This window comes from Candidatus Devosia phytovorans, assembly GCA_029202405.1.
In the GTDB taxonomy this organism is placed as follows: Bacteria; Pseudomonadota; Alphaproteobacteria; order Rhizobiales; family Devosiaceae; genus Devosia; species Devosia phytovorans.
Genome location: CP119312.1, coordinates 840,621 through 865,958 on the forward strand (window position 1 = coordinate 840,621; position 25,338 = coordinate 865,958).

Below are 25,338 nucleotides of genomic sequence, written 5' to 3' on the forward strand. Positions count from 1 at the left end.
TTTGCTTTTCTTGGAACCGGCCGAAGGCAAAATCGCGCCAGTGGCGCGATTTTAGGTGACAAGGCCATGAGGGCTGCGCCCGAATGGCCAAGGCCGCTCACACTGGACGCCCAAACGCGACACTCGATGCTAACAGTCTGCTAGCCAATTCCCGCCGAATGCTACAACGGATCGAGGCATGCGCTACGGCATGGTCAGGATCAGTGTGGTCCAGTCCTTGCGCTGCAGCTTCTGGCTGAGGATCATGCCCTGGCGGGCATAGGCGTTGATGACGCCGCGAGCCTGGTGCTGCAAAATGCCCGAGAGGATGACGGTAGCGCCCTTGTCCGCGATGCGGCCGATATCGGGGGCCAGCGCCATCAGCGGACCGGCCAGGATATTGGCGACGATCAGGTCATAGGGCGCATTCTGCTTGATGGCAGGGTGGGTTACGCCGGTGGCTTCGAGCGCGACGATATGCTTGCCGACGCCATTCTGGGCGGCATTGTCCACCGTGGTGGTCACCGAGATCGGGTCGATATCGCTGGCGATGACCGTGCGGTTGGTGCGCTTGGCGAGGGCAATGGCCAACACGCCGGTGCCGGTGCCGACGTCGATCATGTGGCGCGGCTTCTTGCGCTTGAGCGTGATGTTGATGGCTTCCAGGCACCCCGTGGTGGTCTCGTGGTGACCGGTGCCAAAGGCCTGGGCCGCATCGATTTTCATCGCCGTCAGCCCTCCGGGGACGGGGCCGTCCTCGTGGCTGCCATAGACATAGAAGCCGCCGGCAATCACCGGGGCCAGGCCTTCCAGCGACTTGGCGACCCAGTTGAAATCCGGATCGATCGGCGCGACCGAGAATTCGACCGCGCCGCCAAGGGTTTGGCGCGCCAGTTCAACAAATGAATCAACGTCGGGCGGGCTGTCGCAGGTGGCTTCGAAGATCCACTCGCCGGTCTCTTCATTCTCATGCGCCGAGGCAGTCAGCGCCAGGTCGTCGCGTTCCATCACCGCATCGACCAGGGCATAGGCCTGGTCCTTTGTGAGCGGAATGGATGAGAGCTGATCGACGGCCATGGCGAAACTTCCTGTGTTCGCCGCCTAGTTGCGCCATCGCACGCACAAAATCAATCTGACTTATCCCCGCTGTCGCCAGCGGGTGTAGATTCAGAGCCGTACAGCGGTGCCGGAGATCGAGACCATCAGCATGGAGCCATTTTGACCGACCACTTCATAGTCGAGATCGACACCCACCACGGCATCGGCGCCCATGCGTTCGGCTTCATAGGCCAGTTCGTCATAGGCCTGGCGGCGCGCGTCGCGCAGGGCGCCTTCATAGGCACCGGCGCGGCCACCGACGATGTCGCGAATGCCGGCGAAGAGATCCTTGAAGATATTGGCGCCGACGATCACCTCGCCGGTGACAATGCCGAGATAGTCCTTGATCGGGCGGCCTTCGAGCGTGGGCGTGGTCGAAATGATCATTGTCTTGGTCTCCTCACTGGATGACAGAAAGATAGGGCCAGGATGAGACGCGCAAAAGGCCGCGCGCAAAAAAGCATCGCGAAAATGTCGAAGTGGACGCAGATTGGCCGACATGGAGCATAGCGCGTTGCAAGGGAGGTCCAGATGCTCGCCATGACCAGCTATCCAGAAGTCTATGTCCAACTCACTGCGGCCAAGGTGGAGGAGCAGCATGCCGCCTATGCGGCACTCGCCAAGTCTGCCCAGGGCACGGCCGCCGAACAGGCGCTGACGGCTTTTGCGTCAGAGTATTTCGCCACGGCGCTGCTGGCGCTCGACCACCATTTCATGCACCGGATGCGCGGAATGGAGGGCAAGGACGGCAATGCGCTCAACGAAGTGCGCATGCTCAGCGACTCGATCATGGAACACGGCGGCGTGCTGCAAGAGAACAAGACGATGAAATATAGGTCTGACAAGGCGATAGCCGGAATTGCCATCGGGCAGAAGATCGTGCTGGATGCAGCCACTTTCGAGCGGCTGGCGAAGGCCTATCTCGAGGAGATCGGGAAGCGGTTTCCCTAGGCCTTCTTCACAAAGCTCTCCAACACCTTCTTGGGGCCGGCCTTTTCGAACTCGATGCTCAGCTTGTTGCCTTCGATCTGGGTGATGCTGCCGTAGCCGAACTTGAGGTGGAAGACGCGTTCGCCCATGGAGAAGGCCGAGCGGTCGTTGCCGAGGTCGACGGAGCGGGCGACGAGGTCGCCGTCGATGGTCAGGGGACCGCCGCCCTTGCGGGAGGACTGGTTGGCACGGGCGCGCTGCCAGCCGGGGGTCTCATAGACGCTTTCGAAGGGGTCGGCCCTGTTGAAGCGCGAGCTGGCGCCGCCGCCCCCACCATAGCCGTAACCGCCATAGGATGAGCCGGTATCGGTGACTTCAACGGCGTCGGGCGGCAGCTCATCGAGGAAGCGAGAGGGAATGGCGGACTGCCAGAGGCCGTGGATGCGGCGGTTCTGGGCGGCGGAGATGCGCACGCGCTTGCGACCGCGGGTGATGCCGACATAGGCGAGGCGTCGTTCCTCTTCGAGGCCGGCGCGACCGCTCTCATCCATGCTGCGCTGGCTAGGGAAGGTGCCTTCCTCCCAGCCGGGCAGGAAGACGGTGTTGAACTCAAGCCCCTTGGCGCCATGCAGGGTCATGATGGTGACGGCGTCGGAGGCTTCCGTGCTGTCGCGATCCATGACCAGCGATATGTGTTCGAGGAAGCCACCGAGGGTGTCGAATTCCTCCATGGAACGGCTGAGTTCCTTGAGGTTTTCCTTGCGGCCTTGCGATTCCACCGACTTGTCGGCGCTCAGCATGTCGGTATAGCCGCTCTCCTCGAGGATGCGCTCCACCAGCTCGAACGGTTTCATGGACTGGGCGTGAAAGGCCCAGTCGTCGAACTGCGACACAAGGCTCAGCAGCGTGCTGCGTTGCTTGGGCTTGAGCTCCTCGGTTTCCACCAGCATGCGGATGGCAGACAGCAGCGGGACATTGGCGGCCCGGGCGGCGTTGTGCAGCAGCTGGACCGTTGAGTCGCCGAGGCCGCGCTTTGGCACATTGATGATGCGGTCGAGGGCCAGATCGTCGGCCGGCTGGGCGACCAAGCGCAGATAGGCAATGGCGTCGCGGATTTCCTTGCGCTCATAGAACCTGGGGCCGCCGATGACCCGGTAGTTGAGCCCCAGGGTGATGAAGCGTTCTTCGAATTCACGCATCTGGAATGAGGCGCGGACGAGAATGGCCATGGAGTTCAGCGTTTCGCCAGCGCGCTGATACTGCTCGATTTCCTCGCCGACTGTGCGCGCTTCTTCCTCGCTGTCCCAGACCTGGGTGACCGCGACCGGCTCGCCGGTTTCCCCGACATCGGTCTGCAGCGTCTTGCCGAGGCGGCTCTCGTTGAAGGCGATGATGTTGGAGGCGGCCTTGAGGATATTGGAGGTCGAGCGGTAATTGCGCTCAAGCTTGATCACCTTGGCGCCCGGAAAATCCTTTTCGAAGCGCAGGATGTTGTCGACCTCGGCGCCGCGCCAGCCATAAATGGACTGGTCGTCGTCGCCGACGACGCAGATATTGGCTTCGCTGGCAGGCTTGCCCTGCGCGAGCAGACGCAGCCAGAGATATTGAGCGACGTTACTGTCCTGATATTCATCCACCAGCATGTATTTGAACTTGCGGTGATATTCCGCCAGAACGTCGGGGTTTTCCTTGAACAGCCGGATGCATTCGAGCAGCAGGTCGCCGAAATCGACGGCGTTGAGCGATTTCAGCCGGGCCTGATAGGCCGCATAGAGTTGGGCGCCGCGGCCATTGGCATAGGAGCCGCTATCGGCCGGCGAGACATCCTTGGGCAGCAGGCCCTTGTTCTTCCAGCCGTCCATCATCGAGGCAAAGAGCTTTGCCGGCCAGCGCTTCTCGTCAATGTTGTCGGCCTCGAGCAATTGCTTGATCAGGCGGATCTGATCGTCGGTATCGAGGATGGTGAAGGTGCTGGTGAGGCCGACCAGACCGGCATGCTGGCGCAAAATACGGGCGCCGATCGAGTGGAACGTCCCGGACCACGGCATTGCCTCGAGCCGGGGGACGAGCTTTTCAATACGCTCTTTCATTTCCCGTGCAGCCTTGTTGGTGAAGGTCACCGACAGGATCTGCGAAGGCCAGGCGCGATTGGTATTGATGATATGGGCAATGCGGGTGGTCAGCACGCGGGTCTTGCCGGTGCCGGCGCCAGCGAGGACGAGCAGGGGCCCGTCAACGCTCTCCACGGCGTCGCGCTGTTCTTGGTTCAAACCACTCAAATAGTCCGGCGCCTGGTTGCGCTTGAACTGGCTGGTAATCGCACCGGCCTGGGGGCGGTCGAACTGAGGGGCTTCACCGGGCATTGAGGGCCTTTTCATCGCAATGGCGCCAGTTTAACGCATATGCCGCGCCATTGCAGAATCTTATTTTGTTCTCATTGGCAATATAGGCAGCCATGGTGGCAATGTATAGGCGAAGAGCCTGTCATCTGTCCGTCATCTATCCGTCATCGGAGAGTCGCGGCGCCAGCCTATCGGAGGCCCCATTCATTCCAGGGGGACTTCAATGAATTCGCCAAAACTGCTGACGGCTCTGACCGCAGCCCTGCTGGCCACGACCGTTTCGGTCAATGCCGCCGAATATTTTAATCGCGTATCGAGCTTTCCGGTTGGCCAGAACAATGAAGAAGCTGAAGCCAGCTCGTCGGAAATCATTACGGCAACCGATGACGGCATGACGCTGATCTATTCGGACAGCCCGGCCGGCGGCGTCGGCTTCGTCGACATCTCCGACGTCAGCGCACCCAAGGCTGGCGGCTTCATCCAGCTTGAAGGCGAGCCGACTTCGGTCACCGTGATCGGCGAAAAGGCCTATGTGGCTGCCGATACGTCGGAAAGCTTCGCCGAGCCCTCCGGCAAGCTCTATGTCATCGATATCGCCAGCCAGGCAATCGACGGCGAATTCGAACTGGGCGGCCAGCCCGACTCGATCGCCCATAACAAGGACAACACGATCCTTGCAATCGCCATCGAAAACCAGCGCGACGAGGACGTCAACGACGGCGCGATCCCGCAAGCTCCTGCCGGTTTCCTGACCGTCATCACGCTGGACAATGGTGCCGTCACCGAAGCCGGCATCAAGAAGGTCGAGCTGACCGGCCAGTCGATCGCGCCAGACGACGCCGAAGCCGAATTCGTCGATTTCAACGACAATGACGAGATCGCGGTAACCCTCCAGGAAAACAACTACGTCGCCATCATCGACGCCAAGACGGCAACGGTCATCGGTGGTTTCGAGGCTGGCGAGACCGGCGTTTCCGGGGTCGACACCAAGAACGACGGCAAGATCGATTTCTCGGCCGACAAGGACGCCGTTCCGCGTGAGCCGGATGCCGTCAAGTGGCTCGACAACGAGCGCCTCGCCATCGCCAATGAAGGCGACTGGAACGGCGGCTCGCGCGGTTGGACCATCTTCAGCCGCGAGGGCGAAGTGCTGTTCGATTCGGGCAATGCGCTCGATGTCAATGCGGCCCAGCTTGGTCACTATCCCGACTATCGCAACAAGAAGGGCGTCGAGCCCGAGGGCATGGAAGTCGCAACATTTGGCGACACCCAGTATATCTTCATCGCCGAAGAGCGTTCCTCGCTGATCGCCGTCTACAAGGACAATGGCGCCGAGCCCGAGTTCGTCCAGACGCTGCCGTCGGGCATTTCGCCGGAAGGCGTGGTTGCCATTCCTTCGCGCAACCTGATCGCCACGGCCAATGAAGTTGACCTGCGCGAAGATGGCGGCGTGGGCAGCCACGTCATGGTCTATGAACTGACCGAAGCCGACGCACCGGCCTATCCGACCATCATGAGCGATCTCGATGCCGATGGTCACCCGATCGGTTGGTCGGCCATTTCGGGCGCCGTTGGCGATGCAGAAAAGCCCGCAACGCTCTATGCCGTATCGGACAATGCGCTCTATGCCGCGCCGGCCATCTATACGATCGACGCTTCGGCCGTGCCGGCCAAGATCACGGGCAAGACCATCATCACCCGCAATGGTGACGTTGCCCAGATGATGGATATGGAAGGCATCACGCTGGATGGCGAAGGCGGCTTCTGGCTGGCCAATGAAGGCGACAGCGACAGGCTGACCCCGCATGCGCTGATCCATGTGAATGCCGACGGCGAAATCGAAGAAGAGATCGGTTTCCCGGTCGAATTGCTGGCTGGCCAGAAGCGCTTCGGCGCGGAAGGCATTGCCAAGGTTGACGATGTGCTGTGGGTCGCGATGCAGCGCGAATGGGGTGATGACGAGAAGGGCTTCGTGAAGCTCCTCGCCTATAACCTCGAAACCGAAGAATGGGGCGCTGTCAGCTACCCGCTGGAAGCTGCACCTGAAGGCGGCTGGGTCGGTCTCAGCGAAATCACCGTGCACGGCGACTATGCCTATATCGTCGAGCGCGACAACCAGATCGCAGACAAGGCCGGCCTCAAGTCGATCTACCGCGTCGCCCTCAGCGAGATGGTGCCGGCTGCCGTCGACGGGGAACTGCCGGTCGTCAGCAAGGAACTGGTGCGTGACCTGATCCCCGACCTCAAGACGCAGAACAGCTATGTGGTCGACAAGGTCGAGAGCTTTGCCATCGACAGCGAAGGCAATGGCTTTGTCATCACCGACAATGACGGTGTCGACGACAGCTCGGGCGAGACCCATTTCTGGAGCATCGGCGCTCTCTGAGCCATGTTCTGACGCTTCTGGAACGGCCGGGCAGCTTGCCCGGCCGTTTGTTTTGGCCCTGATGAAGCGAGTTTGATCGAAAGGGCCAAATCTGGCCGTGTATTCAAGGCAATGGCGGGGTTGCGCCAAAACCGCTCTTGCCTACTATTCCCGAAGCTCAAAGGGGTGAACAACGGGCCGTGCTCAACCGCATCTACATTGTCGTCGGCCTGCTGGCGATCATCGTGCTGGGCGGTGCATTCATTGCGCCCCATTTCATCCGCTGGAGCGATTATCGCCTGCGGATGGAGGAACTGGCCACGGCCATGCTGGGTACGCCGGTGACGGTGCGCGGCGATATCCAGTTCACGCTATTGCCGCAGCCGCGGCTCCATTTCGACGACGTGCTGGTGGGGTCCACCGAAGCGCCGGCGGCAACGGTCGATAGTGTCGAAGCCGATTTTTCGCTGATGGATTTCCTGCGCGACAATTACAATATCACTCGGCTGGTGCTCAGCCAGCCGGTGATCGACTTCACTGTCGACGAAAGCGGGTTGTTCGGCAGCGGCGTGTCGCTGGAAACCGGCAACGGCGGGGTTGGGCTGAGCCAGGCGACGGTGGTCGGCGCCACGGTGCGGCTGATCGACGAACGCTCGGGCGAGCAGTTTTCGGCGGAGAATGTCAGCGGCGAATTCCGCCTGAGTGATTTCAGCGGACCAATCTCCTTTGTCGGCAGCGGCGACTATCGCGGCGCCAGTTACAGCGTGCGCCTGAATTCCAGCGCGGTGGATGGCAATGGCCGGGCGCGGCTCACCACTTTCCTGCAGCCGCAGTCGGCGGCTTTCACGCTCTCGACCGAGGGCATGCTCGAGCCAGGCATGGCGCCCAGGTTCAATGGCAAACTGGTCTATCGGCAGAAACCGCCGGCCAGCGACGTGGCCGGGGAGATCCGCGGCGATCTGGTGTTTGAAAGTGAAATGACGGCGTCCAGCGATCGCGTGGTGCTGTCGGGCTATACGCTGCGGCCGGACGAGAACCGGGCCGGTACGCGTCTGACGGGTGCGGCCAGCATTCAGCTCGGCGACGAGCGGAGTTTCGATGCGGTGATTTCGGGCGGCGTCTTCTCGCTGCCGCCGCGCGATGCGCAGGAAGAGACGGCGGGCCAACCCTATGAACTGGTGCGGTTGCTGTCGGAATTGCCGGCGCCGACATTGCCACCCATGCCGGGACGGATCGGCGTGGACCTGGCCGAGATGGGCCTGCGCGGCTTCTCGCTGCGCAATGTGCGGGTCGATGCCGTCAGTGATGGTGCGGGCTGGACGGTGGAACAGTTTGCCGGTCAGTTGCCGGGGGACACCTCCTTGCAGGCCAGCGGGCAGCTGGGGGTGGATGGTGTGCATCCGACCTTCAGGGGTGATCTGTCGCTAACCAGCACGCGGCTCGACGGCTTTGCTGCGCTATGGCGCAAGCCCGATGAGGACAATGTGCTGTTCAATGTCCCGGCGTCGCTGGCCGGCCGCGCCATCCTCGGCGGTGACGCGCTGGGGCTCAACAATGGCGTGCTGACGATCGAGGGGCAAAGCCACGCGGTGGAACTGCGCCTGGGTTTTGGCGAGGAGAAGCGCCTCGATCTGGTCGGGCATTTCGATGCGCTGAGTGCCGCTGACAGTGAGATCGTCAGTGCCTTGCTGCCCAATGCGACAAGTGATGCGGCTTTCGGCACCAGTTTCCCTGAGGGCAGTTTTTCGCTGACGGCCAAGTCTGCGCGAGTGTTGGGACTCGATGGCACGACGCTGGTGGCTGAAGGGCAGTGGCGCGCCGGGCAAATCAATCTGTCGCGGCTATCGGCGGCGGACTTGGGTGGTGTTGGCTTCGACACGACGCTCAATGCGTCCGGTACCCTGGCGGAGCCGGTGCTTTCCGGGTCGGGCCTGTTGCGCGTCGTGGGCGGTTCGGCGCCGGCGATGACGCGGATCTATGACCTGTTCGACATGCCGCATCCGTGGCGCGATTTTCTTGCGCGATCCGCGCCGGCCGACCTGATGATCGATGTCAGCGAGCCGGTCGAAGGGGCGCAGACGGTGACCATGGGCGGTGCCCTCGGTTTTGGCGAACTCAATCTGCGGGCCGAACTCGATGGCGGATTACGGGGCTTCTCGACGGCGCCGCTGCGTGTGACCGGGGGGCTGGAAAGTACCGATATTGCCGGGCTGACGCAGCAGATCGGCTTTGGCAATGCCGACCTGTTCGATAGCGAGGGTTCGATGCTGCTCAGCTTCGGGGTCGAGGGGGTGCCCAGCGAAGGTCTCACGAGCAGTCTCACCGCCAGCCTCGGCGAAGAAAATATAGGTTTTTCCGGCAGCTTGCTGGCGAAAGATGGCGGCGAGATTCAAGGCACGGGCACGCTTGATGCCCGATTGGCGGATGCCGGGGCACTGGCACGGGTCGTGGGTGTGCGCGGGCTCAGCCTGCCGCTGGCCAGCGGCAGCGCGCAGCTGCATTTTGAGGGCGATCGTCTGGCCCGGCTGACAGAAATTGCCGGAACCTCGGGCGAGACTGGCTTTTCAGGTGAACTGGCGCTTTCGCGCACCGGCACAACGACGGCGGTGAGCGGGACGATCGCGGTGGATATGGTTTCGGCGGAAGGGCTGGCGGTGACGCTGTTTGGTCCCGCAGCACTGGTGGCGGGTGATGGCGTCTGGCCGGAGGGTCCTCTGGCCACCGATAGCGAGACGCGGCAAACGCGGGGCACGGTGACGGTCAGCGCTGGCGGCATGGCGGTTGGCGGTGCCCAGCGCTTTGGTGCCACCAGTTTCGAGTTGAGCTGGGACGAGACGCGAATGCGTCTGGCGCGGTTCGAGGCCAATATGGATTCTGGCACTCTGGGGCTCGATATCGCGGTGTGCTGCTCGGGTCCCTTGAGCGACCGGACCGTCAGCGGGCGCATGACCCTGACCGGCATGCCGATCGACACGGTCATGCCGCCGGCTGTTGCGGAAGCGCTGGGCGGCGTGGCCGAGGGCGGATTGCGTTTCGAGGGCACGGGCGCAAGCCTTGCCGATGTGCTGGCGACGGCATCCGGTGAAGGCAATTTCACCCTGACCGACTTCACGGCAGACGGCCTGACGCCCGAGGTGTTCACGACCATTGCTGGGCTCGAAGACGTGCTCGACATGGAGCCGGACGACATGGGTACGATCATGGACATGGCGCTGGGGCAGGGGGCGTTTGCCGCGCCGTCGGCCACGGGCGCCTTCACCATTGCCGGCGGCGTGCTTCGGCTGGCCAATCTGATCGTAGAGGGAGAGGACGCGGGTCTCGCTGGCAGCCTCAACCTGACGCTGGGCAGTCTCGGGCTCGGCGGTAGCTTTGCCCTGACGCCACGGAACCTTGTTGACGACAGTGGTCTCGTCAGCCCCGAGACGGCGCGGATCATCGCGCGCGTGGCCGGAACGCTGGTGGCGCCGCAGGTGACTGTCGACCTTGAGGAAATGATTGCGGCCGTGATGGTGCGGGCCAATGAGATCGAGGTGGACCGGCTTGAACAGCTGCAGGCCGAGGATGCCGAGCGGCAGCGGGCGGCGGCCGAGGAGCGGAATCGGCTGATTGCGGAACAGCAGCGCCGCGCAGCAGAAGAAGCAGCGCGCCTTGCTGCGCAAGAAGAAGCGCAACGCATGCTCGACCTGGCAGCTGCCGCCGAGCAGGAACGGGTTCGGCTGGAGAATTTGCGTCAACAGCAATTGCAGACGCCGATTACCGTGCCCCCGGTTCAGATGCTCCCACCCATCGACGGGCCGATTGAACTTGGACTTCCGGCCAACCAATTCGATGGATCGACCGTGAACCGGCCCCTCTAGGCGTTCCTGTCCTGATACCAGCGCAATACGGCGAGCCGGGCGGCCGAGGAGAGATTGGCAGTCGAGCGGGTTTCGTCGATGTCGCGGATCAGCGCGGCCATGGGCTGGTTTTTCTCGGCGGCCATGGCTTCAAGGCCGGCCCAGAACTCGGGCTCCAGCGCGATGGATGTGCGATGGCCGGCGATGGACAGGGAACGCTTGTCCATCGGGACGTACTAAGGCTTTTTGCGGAAGGCGTCGAGGCTGACGACCTTTTCACCAGGCTGCTCTTCGCCAGCGGGGGCGGCAGCCGTGGTTTCGACCTCATCATCGGCATCAGCCTCGACAGCAGCGGCGCCAGGCGCGGTAGCCGGATCGAACTGCAGGCCGAACTGCACGGACGGGTCAAAGAAGCCCTTGATGGCAGCAAAGGGGATGACCAGCGTCTCGGGAATGCCGTCGAATGACAGACCGACCTCGAAACCAATCTCGGTGACCTTGAGGTCCCAATACTGGTTCTGGATGACGATGGTCATTTCCTTGTCGTACTGGCCGAGCAGCTTTTCGCTCAGGCGCACGCCGGGCGCGCGGGTCAGGAAGGAAATGAAGAAGTGATGCTCGCCGGGCAGGCCGGTGCGGGCGACCTCGGACAGCACCTTACGCACGACGCCGCGCAGAGCTTCCTGGGCGAGAATGTCGTATCGCATGTGATCTTCGGCCATTTTTACCTTCCAGCGTCGCCACGGCAATCCGCGGCAGCAGTTATTCGAATCCAGAATGGTCCATATCAGCCTCACGTTCCGTGAGAATTCAAGGATAAAGGCGCGATTGTCGGAAACAGGGAAAAGTGCAGGCTTCTGTTGCCAGGTGCCTGCGGACCCCGCCTGTCACCCGGCTAGGGGTGGAGGACTTAATTTCCCAATGCTAGCACTGCTTACGCAGCGAGAGCGACTGGAGCCTTATTGTTGTCATTTGCAACTATAAGTTTCGGACCGATAACGGTGGTACCTCACCGAGCAAAAGCACACCCTTTACGCCCTCGTCGATCCTGTTTCGCCCCCATTGGCTACTCTCAGAGAGGGTAGATGGTGGAGGCGCCGGGTACTGCCCCCGGGTCCGAAAGGTTTATTATGATGACAGTTTATCGCCATAGCTCTTGCGAGCAGCTCCTATATAGGCGCCCGTGAGCGCGGATGCAAATGGCGGCTGTGACAAAACGGTAAAGCTGCGCGTCAGTCCGCTGCCGGCAGATGCTCCAGAGTGAGGCCTCGGGTGGCCCGTTCGCCGAAGCCAGGCCAGATTGCGTCATGGGTGATGGCGAAATAGCTGGCGCTGTCAGACTGGCCCTTGAGATGGAGGTCGAGGAAGGCGGTGGCGAAATGCTGGGCCACATTGTTCATGCGCTCGTTGGACCAGACGAAATCGGCATAGTGCTCGAAGGTGCCGCTGTCGGCGAGGCCGTAGGTTTCGTGCGGCGCCGGGATGGGGGCGGCGGCATTGTGGCCGGCGCCGGCGAAGGTCAGCAGATGGCGGTCGGCATTGGTGGTTTCCTCGAACAGCACGCGGATGCCGTTCCGGTAGTCGGAAACCTCGTCCTGGTCACCGGCCATGAAGAGCACGGGCATGGTGATGCCGGCGAGACCATCGGCATCCCAGAAGTCGTTCTGGCGGCCCCAGGGGCCGATGGCGATGATGGCCTTAAGGCGGGGATCGGCAAGGTCGGCATAGGCCGGGCTGCCGGCGGTGACACCGGCCAGGGCCTGGGCGGGGGCAAAGCCTGATCCAGCAGCAGCCGGGGCAAGGCCGGCACCGGCGCTGACGAGGGCGCCATAGCCGCCCATGGAATAGCCGATGATGGCGCTGTTCTCGGCATCGACCAGTCCGGCCAGTTCGCCATCGAGCCTGCTCATGGTATCGAGGACGAAGAGCTGGTCGGGCGCGCGGTTGGCGAGGGTCGAGGCAAAGCCGAGCTGGTTGTCATAGGTGCTTTCGAAGTGATCGACGGCGGCCACGACGTAACCCTTGCTGGCAAGGTTCTCGCCGAAATGGCTGAGCAGGAATCGATTTCCGGGAAAGCCATGGGAGACGACGACGAGCGGGTAGGGGCCGGATTGCGCATCGGGCGCGGCGTCTCTGGTGGCGGTGCCGGTCAGGGACACGAGCGTTACGCCATCGCGCAGGACCACGTCTTCATAGGTAGTCCGGGCCGAAGGATCGGCTTTGGCGGGGTACCAGAGTTCGACGGTCAGCGGGCGATCCTGCGTCGCATCGCCGCCAGCGAGGATGTCGGGGCGGCCGGCGTCGACCAGGTTCAACGTGCGGACGCCGACGGCGAGGTCTCCGCGCTGCGCCAGTACGGGTGCGTCGGGGCGCAGCGAATCGATGCGATTGTCCTGCGCCAGCGTCGCGCCTGCCGATATCGCCCAAACCATTGCCACCGCCAGAAATCTCATATCCGCTCTCCTGTTGCGGAAAAAGATTGGCACATCCGCACGACAGTTTTGCAAGTGGACGGGTTCAGCCCCTCCAGACCATGCCCATGTAGACGCCGCCGGCTTCGAGTTCATCCAGCATCTGGGCGAGATGTTTTTGCCTGGTCTCGTCGCGCTTTACCTTGTTGATCCAGAGCAGGTAGTCATTGCGCTGATAGGGTGGGCGGGCGTCGTATTTTTCGCGCAAGCCGCGCTCCTCCAATGCCGCGCGGACAAAGTCAGGCATGTCTTCGCGCTTGCGCAGCGGGCGAAGGGCCGGGCTCATGGCAGGACGACTTGCGCTTCGATCTCGATCAGGAAGTCAGGATTGGCGAGGCCGGCAACCATCATCGCCGTAACGAGAGGCGGATTGGGGCGCTGGCCCCAGACCTTCATCCATTCGGCAAAGCCGGGATGGAGATCCACCCCTTGCTGGATGATCAGCGTGACCTTGACCAGATTGTCGAGCGAGCCGCCCGCCGCGTCGATCACCTTGAGCATATTGGCCAAGGCCTGTTCCGTCTGCCTTCCGATATCCCCCTTGCCGACAATCTCGCCGGCCATGTTGACAGCATTCTGGCCGCCGACAAGCAGGATACGGGCGCCGGCGGGGATGACGATGCCCTGCGAAAAGGCGGGATTGTGGTGCATGCCTTCGGGTTTGATGTAGTCGATGGTCATGTTGCTGCTCCTCGGTTGCTGGGGAGAGCTTAGCGCAAAGCTGCTGACATCCAATGGCAGGGCGTGGTGTGGTATTAGGTTACTCGCCGGTGATTGGGCTGTGGGCTGTGGTGCACCGAACATGCCCAAGTTGCAGAATCGGAGTAGTGATTAGCGCATGCAGCCCTATCTCAAACTTATCTCAGATATTCTCGAACACGGCGCCGACAAATCGGACCGCACCGGCACCGGTACGCGGAGCCTGTTTGGCTATCAGATGCGGTTCGATCTCAATGCCGGGTTTCCGCTGGTGACCACCAAGAAACTGCATCTGAAATCCATCATCTATGAGCTGCTGTGGTTCATTCGCGGCGAGACCAATGTGCATTGGCTGCAGGAGCACGGCGTTTCGATCTGGGACGAGTGGGCCGACGAGAATGGTGATCTTGGCCCGGTCTATGGCTCGCAGTGGCGCAGCTGGCCGGCGCCGGATGGGCGGCATATCGATCAGCTGAAAAATGTCATCGAGCAGATCAAGGCTAAGCCGGATAGCCGGCGCCATATCGTTTCGGCCTGGAATCCGGCTGAGGTCGACAATATGGCGCTGCCGCCGTGCCATGCGCTGTTCCAGTTCTATGTTGCCGACGGAAAGCTGAGCTGCCAGCTCTACCAGCGCTCGGCCGATACGTTCCTCGGCGTGCCCTTCAATATCGCTTCCTACGCGCTGCTGACGCATATGGTGGCGCAGGTCTGCGACCTGGGCGTCGGCGATTTCGTGCATACGCTGGGCGATGCGCATATCTACAACAACCACTTCGAGCAGGCGCGGCTGCAGCTTAGCCGTAAACCACGGGCGCTGCCCAAGCTGGTGATGAACCCCGAGCGCAAGCAGATCGAGGATTTCGTCTTCGAGGATTTTGCCTTCGAGGGTTATGATCCGCATCCGCGCATTGCGGCGCCGATCGCCGTATGAGCCGCTCGCTGGGCGAATTGAGCGATCTGGTCGCCCGGATTTCGGATATCTATGCCGAGCGCTTTGCCGTCACGCGGACGGACGACTGGTATCTGCTCAAACTGCAGGAAGAGTTTGGCGAGCTGGTCGCGGAGCATCTGAAAGGGTCGGGGCGCGGGCGGCTCAAGGGCGCCGATGCCGACGAAATCCGGCAGGCGCTGGAGGACGAGGCGGCGGATGTCCTGGCCATGTTCCTGCTGTTTGCCCGCAGCCAGGGGATCGACCTGGAGGCGGCGCTGACCCGCAAGTGGTTCAAATACCTTCCGCCTGATGTCTAGACGTGGCTAGATAGGTCTCAAGCTCTGCTGCAGAGTCCGCTGGGCGGACCAAGCATCTGCGTCATCAAGGCTTTCGGGAGGAATTGCATGCGGGGGAAACTTGTTGTGGGCGCGCTGGCGTTGAGCGCCATGCCGGCCCTTGCCAATGACACGTCGGCGGTGCTGACCACGGGCGGGCTCGAGTTCATCTCCAATCCGGATATCGTGATGGAGAGCGAAGAGCTGTTCATCTCGGCTGCGGAAATCCGGGTGGTCTATCAGTTCCGCAATACCAGCGACGTGGACCAGAATGTCCTCGTCGCCTTTCCCATGCCCGATATCGTGCCGGATTTCTTCTCGCCGGTGTCCTTTCCGACCGGGCCGGACGACAACCTCTTTGCCTTCCAGACCACGTTCAATGGCGAGCCGGTGGCGGCGGAGCTGCATGAATATGCCTATGCCTATGGCGTCGACCGCACCAAGCTGCTGAAGCAGCTCGGCATTCCGCTGGTGCCGATTTCCGGCCCGGCATCGGAAGCCACCGATGCGCTGAACGAGGAGACGCGCGCGGAGCTGATGCATCTGGGGATGATCACGCCAGACGAGTATGACGCGGGCGAGGGCTGGGAAAAGCACTATTATCCCGCCTGGACCTACAAGGCGACCTATACCTGGGAGGGTGATTTCCCGGCCGGGGAGGTGGTGACGGTCGAACATGCCTATACGCCGAGCGTTGGTGGAACCGTGGGGGTGAGTTTCCTCGATGGTCCGCATGAAGGCTATGATCCAGGCAAGGATTATGCGGAGCGCTATTGCACCGACGAGCCGTTCCTCGCCGCCGTCCGCAAGACGCTGACCAGTCCCGCCGAGCCCTGGTCGGCGCCGTTCACCGAGAGCTGGATTTCCTACATTCTCACCACGGGCGGCAATTGGAGCGGTGGTTCCATTGGCAAATTCCGTCTCGTCGTCGACAAAGGCAGCGCAGATAATCTGGTGTCCTTCTGCGGCGAGAATATCAAGAAGATCGGGCCGACCACATTCGAGATGGTGGCGGAGGATTTCTGGCCCCAACGCGAGCTGGACGTGCTGATCCTCAACCGCAACCCGGCAGACTGAAAGAGACGATGACCAGTGACCTGACGATACGATCCGCCACGGCCGAAGATGCCGGGCTGATCGTCCACTTCATTGCGGCCTTGGCCGAATACGAGAAGCTGAGCCACGAGGCCAAGGCGACCGAGGCCGACATTGTTCGCGATCTGTTTGGCGTTTCGCCGAAGGTCTTTTGCGAAATTGCCGAGTGGGAGGGCAGGCCGGTCGGCTTTGCGCTGTGGTTTTATACCTATTCGACCTTCCAGGGTCGGCATGGCATCTGGCTGGAGGATCTCTATGTCGATCCGGAAATTCGCGGCAAGGGGATCGGCAAGGCGCTGCTGGTCAATCTGGCGCAGCGCTGCCTGGCCGAAGAGCTGGGCCGGTTCGAGTGGTGGGTGCTCGACTGGAACGAGCCCAGCATAAAATTCTACAAGTCGCAGGGCGGGGTCATGCAGGACGAGTGGACCAAGGTGCGCGTCGATGGCGATGCGCTCAAGAAACTGGGGGCGTCATGAGCATTCGTATCGCGATGATTGCCGGTGTGGCCGAGAACGGCGTGATCGGCAGCGAGCAGACCATTCCCTGGCGCGTGCCGTCGGACATGGCCTATTTCAAGGCCACGACTATGGGCAAGCCCGTGGTGATGGGGCGCAAGCAATATGAGACGGTCGGGCGGCCGCTGCCGGGGCGCACCAATATCGTCATCACCCGCCAGGAGGGCTATCAGCCCGAGGGCGTGCTGGTTTTCCACACCATTGAGGCGGCTCTGGAAAAGGCGCGTGAAGTGGCCAGTCATGACGGGGCTGACGAAATAATGATCATCGGTGGGGGAGAGCTTTATGCCCAGCTTATGGCCAGGGCTGACCGGCTTTACATCAGCCATATCGATCTTTCGCCTGCGGGCGATGTGATGTTCCCGGCGGTAACGCCGGAAGACTGGGCGGTTGTCGATCTGCCCGAAGTACAACCCAATCCAAAGGATGAAGCGAGCTACCGCGTCAAAGTGTACGAGCGCCGTAAGGGCTCTGCGCATTGATCGCGTGAGACGCTTGCCTATATAAAGTCCCACGAACACATATATTGGGCGAAAGGAACGCAATGCCTTGGGAGAATAACGGAGGCGGGGGTGGCCGCGGAAATAATGGCGGCCCCTGGGGGCAGGCCCCCGGCGGCGGTGGGAGCGGCGGTGGTCCGCGCCGGCCAGGTGGCGGTAATACGCCCAACCTCGAGGATATTCTCAATCGTGGCCGCGATCAGTTCAAGGGCGGCGTTCCGGGTGGCCGCTGGGCCATCGTCGGCGGCCTTCTGGCGCTGGTCGCCTTCTGGGGCATCAATTCGGTCTATACGATCAACTCCAGTGAAGTGGGCGTGGAATCGCGTTTCGGCGCGCCCAAGCCCGAGCTCTCCGGTGAAGGCCTGCATTTCCTGATCTGGCCGATCGAGACGGTGGAGCGCGTGCCGCTCACCCTCAACCAGACGCAGATCGGCACGGCATCGACCGCCGCGGGCCAGACCCGCACCTCGGGTGGTGGCGATGGCATGATGCTGTCGGGTGACCAGAATATCGTTTCGGTGCAGTTCTCGGTGTTCTGGGCCATCAACGCGCCCATCGACTACCTGTTCAACGTGCGCGACCAGGAAGCCATGATCCGCTACGCAGCGGAAAGCGCGATGCGCGAAGTGGTCGGTCGCCGTCCGGCGCAGGAAGTCTATTCTGACGACCGTGCCGGCATTCAGTCCGAAGTGCTCGAGATCATCCGCGGCGTGCTGGACAGCTATGGCCTTGGCGTCAACGTCACCCAGGTGCTGATCGAAAACGCCGGTCCGCCGGCTGAAGTCATCGATGCCTTCAATGAAGTGCAGCGTGCCCGTCAGGATGAAACGCGTCTGCAGGAAGAAGCTCGGTCCTACGCCAATACCCTTTTGGGTGATGCGCGTGGTCGTGCGGCAGCCCTGCGTGAAGACGCAGCCGCCTATACCAACCGCGTGGTGCAGGAAGCAACCGGTGAGGCCGAGCGCTTCAACGCCATCTATGCCGAATATGTCAACGCTCCCGACGTGACGCGCAAGCGCCTGTTCCTTGAAACCATGGAAGAAGTGCTGGGCGGTTCGGAGAAGGTGCTGGTCGAAACCGGAGCCGGTGGCCAGGGGGTGATCCCCTATCTGCCGCTGCCTGAGCTGCGCTCGGGCTCCACGACCACGACGCCGGCGGGGAACTAAGCCATGAACAATCGTCTCATTATCATTGGCGTTGTCGTTCTCGCCGCTCTCTATGTGTTCTTCTCGTCGATCTACATCGTCAACGAGCGTGAACAGGCCATCGTCACACGCTTTGGCCAGATTACCGACGTGCGCACCGAGCCGGGCGTCTATTTCAAGATCCCGACAGACTTTGTCGATCGCGTGCAGCTGATCGAAGATCGCCTGCTGCGCTATGACATTGCCAATATGCGCGTGCAGGTTTCGGGCAACGCCTTTTACCAGGTCGATGCCTTCCTGACCTACCGCATCGGTGATGCCCGCCTGTTCCGTCAGCTCGCTACCGGCCAGTTGTCGGTTGCCGAAGACCGCATTGGCGCGAGCCTCGACTCGGCCCTGCGCCAGGTCTATGCGGCCCGCGAGTTCAATGCGGCTCTTTCGGACCAGCGCGCCCAGATGATGCAGGAAACGCGTGACCTGATCCGTCCGGATCTGGCCCAGATCGGTATCGACATCGTCGACGTCCGTATCCTGCGTACCGATCTCGACCAGGACGTTTCGGCCACGACTTTCGAACGCATGCGTGCCGAACGTCTTGCCGAGGCTGCACTTTTGCGGGCTCGTGGCCAAGAGCAGGCGCAGAGCCTGCGCGCTATCGCCGATCGTCAGGCGGTGGAAATCGTGGCAGCGGCAACACGTGACTCGGAAATCATCCGTGGTACGGGCGACGCCGAGCGCAACCGTCTGTTCGCTGCAGCCTACGGTCAGGACCAGGAATTCTTCGAGTTCTTCCGCTCGATGGAAGCCTATCGTTCGTCGCTGGCCAATACCGGCACGACCATGGTGCTGTCGCCGGAGAGCGAGTTCTTCCGCTACTTCGGCTCCAATGGCAGCATCCCGGCCGGCAATCCAAATCCCGCGCCGCCGATCCAGCCCGCCGCACCGCCGATCACCATGCCGGCGACCGACGAGCCGGCCCTTGATGGGCTTGGCATCGAGGACTCGGCTGCGCCGACGATGACGCTGGAAGATGGCTCGGAACTGGCTCCAACGGTTGGCACGGAAGTGCCGGCCCCGGCGGAGGCACCGGCTCCGGCCGAGGCACCGGCGCCGTAAGGCGCCGTGCAACGCACATGAAAAAGCCGGCGCTGAGCGCCGGCTTTTTTGTTTTCTAAGAAGCTTTTAGCGGACGATTTCTTCGTCGCTATAGCCCTGCAGGTAGAGCAGGGCGGTGAGGTCGCCGTGGTCGATGCGGATGCCGGCTTCGGCAGCGACGGCCGGCTTGGCATGGAGGGCGACGCCGAAGCCGGCGATGCGGATCATGTCGAGATCATTGGCGCCATCGCCGACTGCAAGTGTCTGGCTCAATGGAATATTGCGCTCGGCGGCAAGAGCGGTGAGGCGCTCACGCTTGGTGTCTTTATCGACGATAGGTTTGGTGACTGTGCCGGTGAGTGCGTCGCCGTCAAATTCGAGAACATTGGCAATGGCTTCGTGGAAGCCGATGCGCTTGGCGAAATAGTCGGCGAAGAAAGTGAAGCCACCCGAGACCAGCGAGGTATAGGCGCCATATTCCTTCATGGTCTGGACCAGGGCGCGGCCGCCAGGAGCGAGGGTGATGTTCTCGCGGCGGATTTCCTCAATAGTCTTGCGCTCCAGACCTTTAAGCAGGGCGACACGGGTGTCGAGGGCTTGGCCAAAATCGAGTTCGCCACGCATGGCGCGGTCGGTGATCTCGGCGACGCGGTCCTTGATGCCCAGCGCTGCAGCGAGTTCGTCGATGCATTCCTCGTTGATCATGGTGGAGTCCATGTCAGCGACAAGGATCTGCTTGCGGCGATTTTCTTTAGGTACGACAGCAGCATCGACCTTGCGGCTGCCGATGACCTGGCGGGCGATGTCGAGCGCGTCGGTTGACTTCGGCTCGATGATCTCGCAGGCAATGGCGTGGTTCAGCCAATTGAGTTCGCCGCCTGTCTGCTGGACGACAGCGGCCGCCAAGGCCGGGTCGAGTTCGGAATCGGTCGGATTGGCGATGAGGCAAAGGACTGACATGATTAGTTATTTTCCGAGGAGAACTGCGTGACAGGCCGAGGTCGTGCGGTGCTGATAGCGGGTCCGACTGCCAGCGGCAAGTCGGCGCTGGCGCTCGAGATGGCGCGGGAGCGCGGTGGCATCATCATCAATGCCGACTCGATGCAAATCTACGATACGCTGCAGGTGGTTACGGCGCGGCCGAGTGATGCGGAGATGGCTGAGGCCGAGCATCGACTCTATGGGACGGTGCCGGCGGGGCAAAGGTTCTCGACGGGGGAGTGGCTGCGGGCCGTCGAGGGTGTCATGCATGGTCCGGAACTGATTTTTGTTGGTGGGACAGGGCTTTACTTCGATGCGCTGTTGAATGGATTCGCCGATGTGCCGGAAATACCGGCAGAAATCGTCATACAAATCCAGGAAGAGATAAGACATCTTACAAGTGAAAAGCGCCTGGAACTGCTGGAAAAGGAGGACCCGGAAACTGCGGCGCGGCTGAAAATTGCGGACCCTCAGAGGGTTACGCGGGCGCTGGCGGTGAAGCGGTTTACGGGCCAAAGGCTCTCCAGCTTCCAGGGCAAGCATGCTGGACGACTTCTTACGGAGTTCTCGGTGGAGCGCGTGGTGCTGGACCCAGAGCGCGATGTGTTGCGCGATCGGATCACAAAACGCTTCGCCAAGATCTTTGAATCGGGAGCGGTGGAGGAGGTCGAGGCGCTGCTCGCGATGCGGCTCGGTCCGTCGCTGCCGGTGATGAAGGCGATCGGAGTGCGCGAGATCGGCGACTGGCTCGATGGCAGGATATCGCGCGAGGAGGCGATAAGCCTCGCGACGATCGCGACGCATCAATATGCCAAGCGACAGCGGACATGGTTCCGCAACCGCTTCGCCGACTGGCCGCGCACCGCTCCTAGATACTAGCGGGGCGGAGCAGGCCCAGCCGTTCGCGCAGGGCGAAGCGGGTGACGAGGACGACGGCGACGAAGGCCAGACCGACCGCGAGGCCAATCCAGATGCCGAGGCCGCGCCAGTTGACGACGAAGCCCAGGACCCAGGCGGTGGGCAGGCCAACCGCCCAGTAGCCGAGGATGGCCAGCAGCATTGGCACCTTGGTGTCGCTGAGGCCACGCAGGGCATGGGCGGCGACGACCTGGGCGCCATCGACGAGCTGGAAGACGCCGGCCACCATAAGGAAGGTGGCGGCGAGGGCCAGGGCGTTGGCGTTTTCGGGCCGGTGTGGATCGAGGAAGAGCGCGACGATGAAGGGCCCGGCCGTCAGGAAGAGAATGCAGGACAGCGCCATGAAGGCGGTGCCCAGGATGAAGGCGGTCCAGCCGGCCTTGCGGATGGCTTCATTGTCCCCGCGACCATAGGCGAGGCCGACGCGAACGGTGGCGGCAATGCCGAGGCCCAGCGGCACCATGAAGGCCATGGAGGCGCATTGCAGCGCGACCGCATGGGCGGCGACTTCGTCGGTGCCAAGGCGCCCCATCAGCAAGGCAGCAGCGGTGAACAAGCCGACTTCCGACAGAACGGTCAGGCCGATCGGCAGGCCGATGCGGAAAATCTCGCGGAAGCGCGGCCAGTCCGGCTTCCAGAAGCGGGCCAGGACATGGAAGCGCTTGAAGCGACGGTGACGCAGGACGTAGGTCACCATCATCAGGAACATGGCGATATTGGTGAGCAAGGTGGCAATGGCGGCGCCGCGCAGTTCAAGGCGCGGAAAGCCAAAGTGCCCGAAGATCAGCACATAGGCGAGAGCGGCGTTGAGGAGGACGCCGGCCACGGTGATCAGCAGGATGATGCGGGTGGCGTCAAAGGCCGAGAGCATGGAGCGGAAGGCGATGATGCCCATGGCCGGGAACAGCATCCAGGCGCTGATCTGGATGAATTGCGCGGCCATGTCTGTGGCGACGGGATCCTGGCCGAGCAAAGCAAAGATCGGCCTGATCTGGAGCACGATCGGCACCAGCAGGATGCCCAGCCCGATGGCGGCCCAGCAGCCCTGGCGGACGATGCGACGGACAGCCTTGATGTCGCGCGCGCCGCGCGCCTGGGCGACGAGCGGGGCGACGGCGCCAACCACGCCAATGCCACCCACGAGGAAGGGCATGACGAAGGTCGTTGCGAGGGTTCCAGCCGCCAGATAGGCCGGACCAAGCCAGCCGAGCAGGATGACGTCGGTGGTATGGAGGGCGTTCTGCGCCAGCTGGGCAATCACCAGTGGCCAGGCCAGGGCAAAAGTGGCGCGCAACTCAGCGGCCCAGCCAAGGGCATGGGTTTGAGTCTCGGCAGCGCCGGGCGCCGCCGTTATCTGATCGGTCATTTCTGTGTCCTACTCGCGCCCATTGCTCTAGATGAAAGCGGACATATCGGAAAGAGGGCAGGGCGATGGGTCAGACGGACGGATGGGGCCGGCGGGTATTGCTCGCCGCGGCAGGGCTGGTTGGTGCGGTAGGGGTCGCCAGTGCTGCGGCGTCGTCGCATGGGGACTCGCGCAACCTGGGCTCCATCGCCATGATCTGCCTCGCGCATGGGCCGGCGCTGCTGGCTCTGGCGCTTGCCGGGCGGGGGCGCCTGCTCCGTTTTGCGGGCTGGATATTGCTCGTCGGCACTGCACTGTTCGCGGGAGACCTGGCCGTGCGCGAGTGGCTTGGGCATGGGTTGTTTCCCGGCGCCGCACCGATTGGTGGAATAGGCTTGATCGGGGGTTGGGCGACCATAATTCTGGCCGGATTGACCGGACGAATGCGTTAGGTTGCATTTTCGTTAATTTGATACGGCTTCGGCCGGAACCAATCCCGCGACCGCGCATTTTTGATTTCGATAGTCCTGGAGGGTTTCCAATGCATAAGATTCTGATCATCGCCGCGACCTGTCTCTCGCTGGCCGCTTGCACCACCACGCAGCAGGGCGCCACTGTCGGCGCTGTTGGCGGCGGCCTCATCGGCGCTGCTGCTGGTGGTAGCGTGCTGAGCACGGCTGTTGGCGCAGGTGTCGGTGCCGTGGTCGGCGCTGCTGCCGGTGAAGTTGTTGGCCGTTCGAGCAGCGGTTCCAACATCTGTATCTACCAGCGCCCCGATGGCAGCCGCTACCGCGACACCTGCCCGCGCGGCTAAAAGAAGTTGCAGCATCGCCCCATGCTGCACGCGCCAACGAGCTTTCAGTGGTCGCGGTTTCGAACCGCAAAAGTGGAATCCACTTTCTGCTGAAAGCGCTCCGAAGGCGCCAGAGCACCCGGACAGGATTTCCTGGACGGGTGTTTCTCTTTGATTGTGCCTTGAACTTCCACGGAAGCGACGGCATATTCCGTTTTTACGAAACACACTGTCTTGCGTTATCTGACGACCGGCTCGCTGGGAAATTGGCTAAATCCTGATTGGTGAATCGTAAGCCGGGCACTGCATGAGGTGTCCGTTTTTCATGCTTGCCGCTGTTGCGGTACGTTCTACGAGGGACCTAATTCCATGGCTGCCATTACCGGTACCGTCAAATTCTTCAACACCACCAAGGGCTTCGGCTTCATTTCGCCGGAAAACGGTGAGAAGGACGCATTCGTGCACATTTCTGCCGTGCAGCGTTCGGGCCTGCAGGGCCTGTATGAAGGCGACAAGGTGACCTATGAGCTCGAAACCGGCCGCGACGGCAAGGTTTCCGCCACCAACATCACGCTGCTCAGCTAATAGCTGCAGCCGCTGTGCGCTTAAGGGCCCCATCGGGGCCCTTTTTTATTGCCCTGACGCGACAGCCTGAAAGGCGGTCAGCGGCTCACTCTGGTTCATGAGCTGGAGCAGGGTGGCGGCCAGATGGCTATCGGGGAATGGCTTGGCCAGCAAGACGCTGTCCTTGACACCTTCGCTGCTCCATTGGGGTGCCGCATGTCCGGTCATGTAGACAACGGCGATGCGCGGATGCCTGGAGCGGGCATGACGCGCCACCTGCCAGCCGTCGATGTCGCCACCCAGCCGGATGTCGGTGACGAGACAGGCGAATTTTTCCGGATCGCTGTCGATCTCTGCCATCGCCGCCTGCGCATTGAGCGCGGAGAAGACTTCAAACCCCGCACTGATCAAGGCGTCCTCGACGCCGATCACGAGTATGGCCTCGTCATCGACCAAGAGGACGACAGGCTTCTTGAGCATTTGGATGCGCCTCCAGCGCAACAGCGTCGCGGCGACGTCGTCGCGACTTTAATGTCTAGATATAATCGACGAATATTACAACAAGTTCAGTCGAACCAAATTGGCGACAGTATGTACGCGATTGCGCGTGCCAAACTTTGCTGCAACGTTGTCAGTATGCTGGTTCACAGTTCTTTCCGACATGCCGAGCATGGCGGCGATCTCGGTGGTGGTGTGGCCCAGCGCCGCCTTCTCCATGACCTGCATTTCGCGCGGCGTAAGATGGGCTTCGCCCTTTTGCGCCTTGCGGGTCGACTGCAGGGCCGTGAACATCAGATAGGCTGCCGTGTGAAGGCTCGCCAATTCGGTGTGGCGCAGGGTTGGCGCGCCACCGAACTTGACGACACCAGACAGGCCGGAGCGTTGCAGGATGGGAACGACCACCCCTTCGAGCAGGTCGAATTCTGCGGCGATCTCGAGACAGATCTTGTCGTCGCCGAAATGAGTCGCATCGAACCGGCTGACGGCCGACATCTGCGCCAATGCCCTGGTGAGGGCCACGCAGCGGCCGACCACATGACGATCGAGGACGGAAGGCCAGCGGGTCCGGCGATCCGGGTCGCTGTCAATCAGGTCCGATATGGTGGAGAGGCCAGGTCCATATTCGAAGGCCACAGCGGAAGTGAAGCCATAGTGATCGCAGATTGTCGCCAGCGCGTCTTCCGCTGCTCCGCGAGACGATGGCCGCTGCGCGCCATCGACAAGACCTCGGACGAGTTCAAGCATCACACCCCCTAGTGGCCTGTCCCGCGTCCATCAGGACGGCCATGATCGTTCGTACCCTGTCTTAGTTAGGGTTAAATTTGGGTAACTGACAATAGGATGACGCGGGCTTTGAACCGTTTGGATGCCGGGCCTCCAGCGTCGCGCTGCGGCAGT

The 25,338-nt window shown here is 62.0% G+C and carries 26 protein-coding genes and 1 other RNA gene; 14 read left to right on the top strand and 13 right to left on the bottom strand.

Going from position 1 to position 25,338, the window contains the following annotated elements; translation table 11 throughout:
• Positions 1-183 precede the first annotated feature (183 nt).
• Positions 184-1,056: a 50S ribosomal protein L11 methyltransferase gene (locus tag P0Y65_04150; GenBank protein WEK05457.1), complete on the bottom strand. Its 873-nt coding sequence runs from the start codon at positions 1,054-1,056 to the stop codon at positions 184-186.
• Between the two features lie 90 nt (positions 1,057-1,146).
• Positions 1,147-1,464 carry a heavy metal-binding domain-containing protein gene (locus P0Y65_04155; GenBank protein ID WEK05458.1) on the bottom strand — a complete coding sequence of 106 codons (318 nt, stop codon included), beginning with the start codon at positions 1,462-1,464 and terminating at the stop codon, positions 1,147-1,149.
• A gap of 144 nt (positions 1,465-1,608) precedes the next feature.
• Between P0Y65_04155 and P0Y65_04160 the strand changes: the two genes are divergently transcribed.
• The gene (locus P0Y65_04160) at positions 1,609-2,028 is read left to right on the top strand and encodes a hypothetical protein (GenBank protein WEK05459.1); all 420 of its coding nucleotides are present in this window, start codon (positions 1,609-1,611) and stop codon (positions 2,026-2,028) included.
• Here P0Y65_04160 and P0Y65_04165 read toward each other — a convergent pair.
• A complete protein-coding gene (locus tag P0Y65_04165) occupies positions 2,025-4,370 on the bottom strand; it encodes a UvrD-helicase domain-containing protein (GenBank protein WEK05460.1) in 2,346 nt (781 codons plus the stop codon). The genes P0Y65_04160 and P0Y65_04165 overlap by 4 nt on opposite strands.
• Positions 4,371-4,572: 202 nt before the next feature.
• On the opposite strand from P0Y65_04165, the gene P0Y65_04170 reads away from it, so the two are divergent.
• The gene (locus P0Y65_04170; GenBank protein ID WEK05461.1) at positions 4,573-6,735 is read left to right on the top strand and encodes an esterase-like activity of phytase family protein; all 2,163 of its coding nucleotides are present in this window, start codon (positions 4,573-4,575) and stop codon (positions 6,733-6,735) included.
• A 179-nt stretch (positions 6,736-6,914) separates the two neighbouring features.
• Positions 6,915-10,571 carry an AsmA family protein gene (locus P0Y65_04175; protein WEK05462.1) on the top strand — a complete coding sequence of 1,219 codons (3,657 nt, stop codon included), beginning with the start codon at positions 6,915-6,917 and terminating at the stop codon, positions 10,569-10,571.
• On the opposite strand, the gene P0Y65_04180 is transcribed toward P0Y65_04175, so the two are convergent.
• The 6 genes from P0Y65_04180 to P0Y65_04205 all read right to left on the bottom strand — a co-directional run bounded on the left by P0Y65_04180 (position 10,568) and on the right by P0Y65_04205 (position 13,702).
• Positions 10,568-10,777, bottom strand: coding sequence for a ribbon-helix-helix domain-containing protein (locus P0Y65_04180; GenBank protein WEK05463.1), 210 nt, complete (start codon positions 10,775-10,777; stop codon positions 10,568-10,570). The genes P0Y65_04175 and P0Y65_04180 overlap by 4 nt on opposite strands.
• Before the next feature lie 9 nt (positions 10,778-10,786).
• Positions 10,787-11,272 (bottom strand): SspB family protein, encoded by a 486-nt coding sequence (locus tag P0Y65_04185; GenBank protein WEK05464.1) that lies wholly within the window; start codon positions 11,270-11,272, stop codon positions 10,787-10,789.
• A 124-nt stretch (positions 11,273-11,396) separates the two neighbouring features.
• Positions 11,397-11,753: a transfer-messenger RNA gene (gene ssrA, locus P0Y65_04190) on the bottom strand.
• 29 nt (positions 11,754-11,782) lie between these two features.
• Positions 11,783-13,003, bottom strand: coding sequence for a dienelactone hydrolase (locus P0Y65_04195; protein WEK05465.1), 1,221 nt, complete (start codon positions 13,001-13,003; stop codon positions 11,783-11,785).
• Positions 13,004-13,067: 64 nt separating this feature from the next.
• Positions 13,068-13,307, bottom strand: a complete 240-nt coding sequence (locus tag P0Y65_04200; protein WEK05466.1) for a YdeI/OmpD-associated family protein — start codon at positions 13,305-13,307, stop codon at positions 13,068-13,070.
• On the bottom strand, positions 13,304-13,702 hold the full coding sequence (locus P0Y65_04205) for a RidA family protein (GenBank protein ID WEK05467.1): 399 nt from the start codon (positions 13,700-13,702) through the stop codon (positions 13,304-13,306). Before P0Y65_04205 ends, P0Y65_04200 begins: the two co-directional genes overlap by 4 nt.
• A 157-nt stretch (positions 13,703-13,859) precedes the next feature.
• Here P0Y65_04205 and P0Y65_04210 point away from each other — a divergent pair, with 157 nt between their 5' ends.
• The 7 genes from P0Y65_04210 to P0Y65_04240 all read left to right on the top strand — a co-directional run bounded on the left by P0Y65_04210 (position 13,860) and on the right by P0Y65_04240 (position 19,360).
• On the top strand, positions 13,860-14,654 hold the full coding sequence (locus P0Y65_04210) for a thymidylate synthase (GenBank protein WEK05468.1): 795 nt from the start codon (positions 13,860-13,862) through the stop codon (positions 14,652-14,654).
• Positions 14,651-14,971 carry a MazG nucleotide pyrophosphohydrolase domain-containing protein gene (locus P0Y65_04215; protein ID WEK05469.1) on the top strand — a complete coding sequence of 107 codons (321 nt, stop codon included), beginning with the start codon at positions 14,651-14,653 and terminating at the stop codon, positions 14,969-14,971. The genes P0Y65_04210 and P0Y65_04215 overlap by 4 nt, the downstream gene beginning before the upstream one ends.
• Before the next feature lie 87 nt (positions 14,972-15,058).
• On the top strand, positions 15,059-16,066 hold the full coding sequence (locus tag P0Y65_04220; protein WEK05470.1) for a DUF4424 domain-containing protein: 1,008 nt from the start codon (positions 15,059-15,061) through the stop codon (positions 16,064-16,066).
• Between the two features lie 8 nt (positions 16,067-16,074).
• Positions 16,075-16,560, top strand: a complete 486-nt coding sequence (locus tag P0Y65_04225; GenBank protein ID WEK05471.1) for a GNAT family N-acetyltransferase — start codon at positions 16,075-16,077, stop codon at positions 16,558-16,560.
• Positions 16,557-17,081 (top strand): dihydrofolate reductase, encoded by a 525-nt coding sequence (locus P0Y65_04230; protein WEK05472.1) that lies wholly within the window; start codon positions 16,557-16,559, stop codon positions 17,079-17,081. The genes P0Y65_04225 and P0Y65_04230 overlap by 4 nt, the downstream gene beginning before the upstream one ends.
• A gap of 62 nt (positions 17,082-17,143) precedes the next feature.
• Positions 17,144-18,265 carry an FtsH protease activity modulator HflK gene (gene hflK / locus P0Y65_04235; protein WEK05473.1) on the top strand — a complete coding sequence of 374 codons (1,122 nt, stop codon included), beginning with the start codon at positions 17,144-17,146 and terminating at the stop codon, positions 18,263-18,265.
• A gap of 3 nt (positions 18,266-18,268) precedes the next feature.
• On the top strand, positions 18,269-19,360 hold the full coding sequence (locus P0Y65_04240) for a protease modulator HflC (GenBank protein ID WEK05474.1): 1,092 nt from the start codon (positions 18,269-18,271) through the stop codon (positions 19,358-19,360).
• A gap of 66 nt (positions 19,361-19,426) precedes the next feature.
• On the opposite strand, the gene serB is transcribed toward P0Y65_04240, so the two are convergent.
• Entirely contained in the window at positions 19,427-20,299 is an 873-nt protein-coding gene (gene serB, locus P0Y65_04245) for a phosphoserine phosphatase SerB (GenBank protein ID WEK05475.1), read from the bottom strand.
• Between the two features lie 27 nt (positions 20,300-20,326).
• Here serB and miaA point away from each other — a divergent pair, with 27 nt between their 5' ends.
• Positions 20,327-21,199, top strand: coding sequence for a tRNA (adenosine(37)-N6)-dimethylallyltransferase MiaA (miaA, locus tag P0Y65_04250; protein ID WEK05476.1), 873 nt, complete (start codon positions 20,327-20,329; stop codon positions 21,197-21,199).
• Here miaA and P0Y65_04255 read toward each other — a convergent pair.
• Complete coding sequence (locus P0Y65_04255) at positions 21,189-22,604, bottom strand: MATE family efflux transporter (protein WEK05477.1); 1,416 nt, start codon at positions 22,602-22,604, stop codon at positions 21,189-21,191. The two genes, miaA and P0Y65_04255, sit on opposite strands and share 11 nt — an antisense overlap.
• Before the next feature lie 65 nt (positions 22,605-22,669).
• On the opposite strand from P0Y65_04255, the gene P0Y65_04260 reads away from it, so the two are divergent.
• From P0Y65_04260 to P0Y65_04270, 3 genes are all read left to right on the top strand, one after another.
• A complete protein-coding gene (locus P0Y65_04260; protein ID WEK05478.1) occupies positions 22,670-23,035 on the top strand; it encodes a DUF423 domain-containing protein in 366 nt (121 codons plus the stop codon).
• Between the two features lie 89 nt (positions 23,036-23,124).
• Positions 23,125-23,397, top strand: a complete 273-nt coding sequence (locus P0Y65_04265; protein WEK05479.1) for a hypothetical protein — start codon at positions 23,125-23,127, stop codon at positions 23,395-23,397.
• Between the two features lie 348 nt (positions 23,398-23,745).
• The gene (locus P0Y65_04270; GenBank protein WEK05480.1) at positions 23,746-23,961 is read left to right on the top strand and encodes a cold-shock protein; all 216 of its coding nucleotides are present in this window, start codon (positions 23,746-23,748) and stop codon (positions 23,959-23,961) included.
• 45 nt (positions 23,962-24,006) lie between these two features.
• Here P0Y65_04270 and P0Y65_04275 read toward each other — a convergent pair whose 3' ends face one another.
• Together P0Y65_04275 and P0Y65_04280 are read right to left on the bottom strand one after the other, a co-directional pair.
• A complete protein-coding gene (locus P0Y65_04275; protein ID WEK05481.1) occupies positions 24,007-24,420 on the bottom strand; it encodes a response regulator in 414 nt (137 codons plus the stop codon).
• 75 nt (positions 24,421-24,495) lie between these two features.
• On the bottom strand, positions 24,496-25,185 hold the full coding sequence (locus P0Y65_04280; protein ID WEK05482.1) for a helix-turn-helix transcriptional regulator: 690 nt from the start codon (positions 25,183-25,185) through the stop codon (positions 24,496-24,498).
• Positions 25,186-25,338 lie beyond the last annotated feature (153 nt).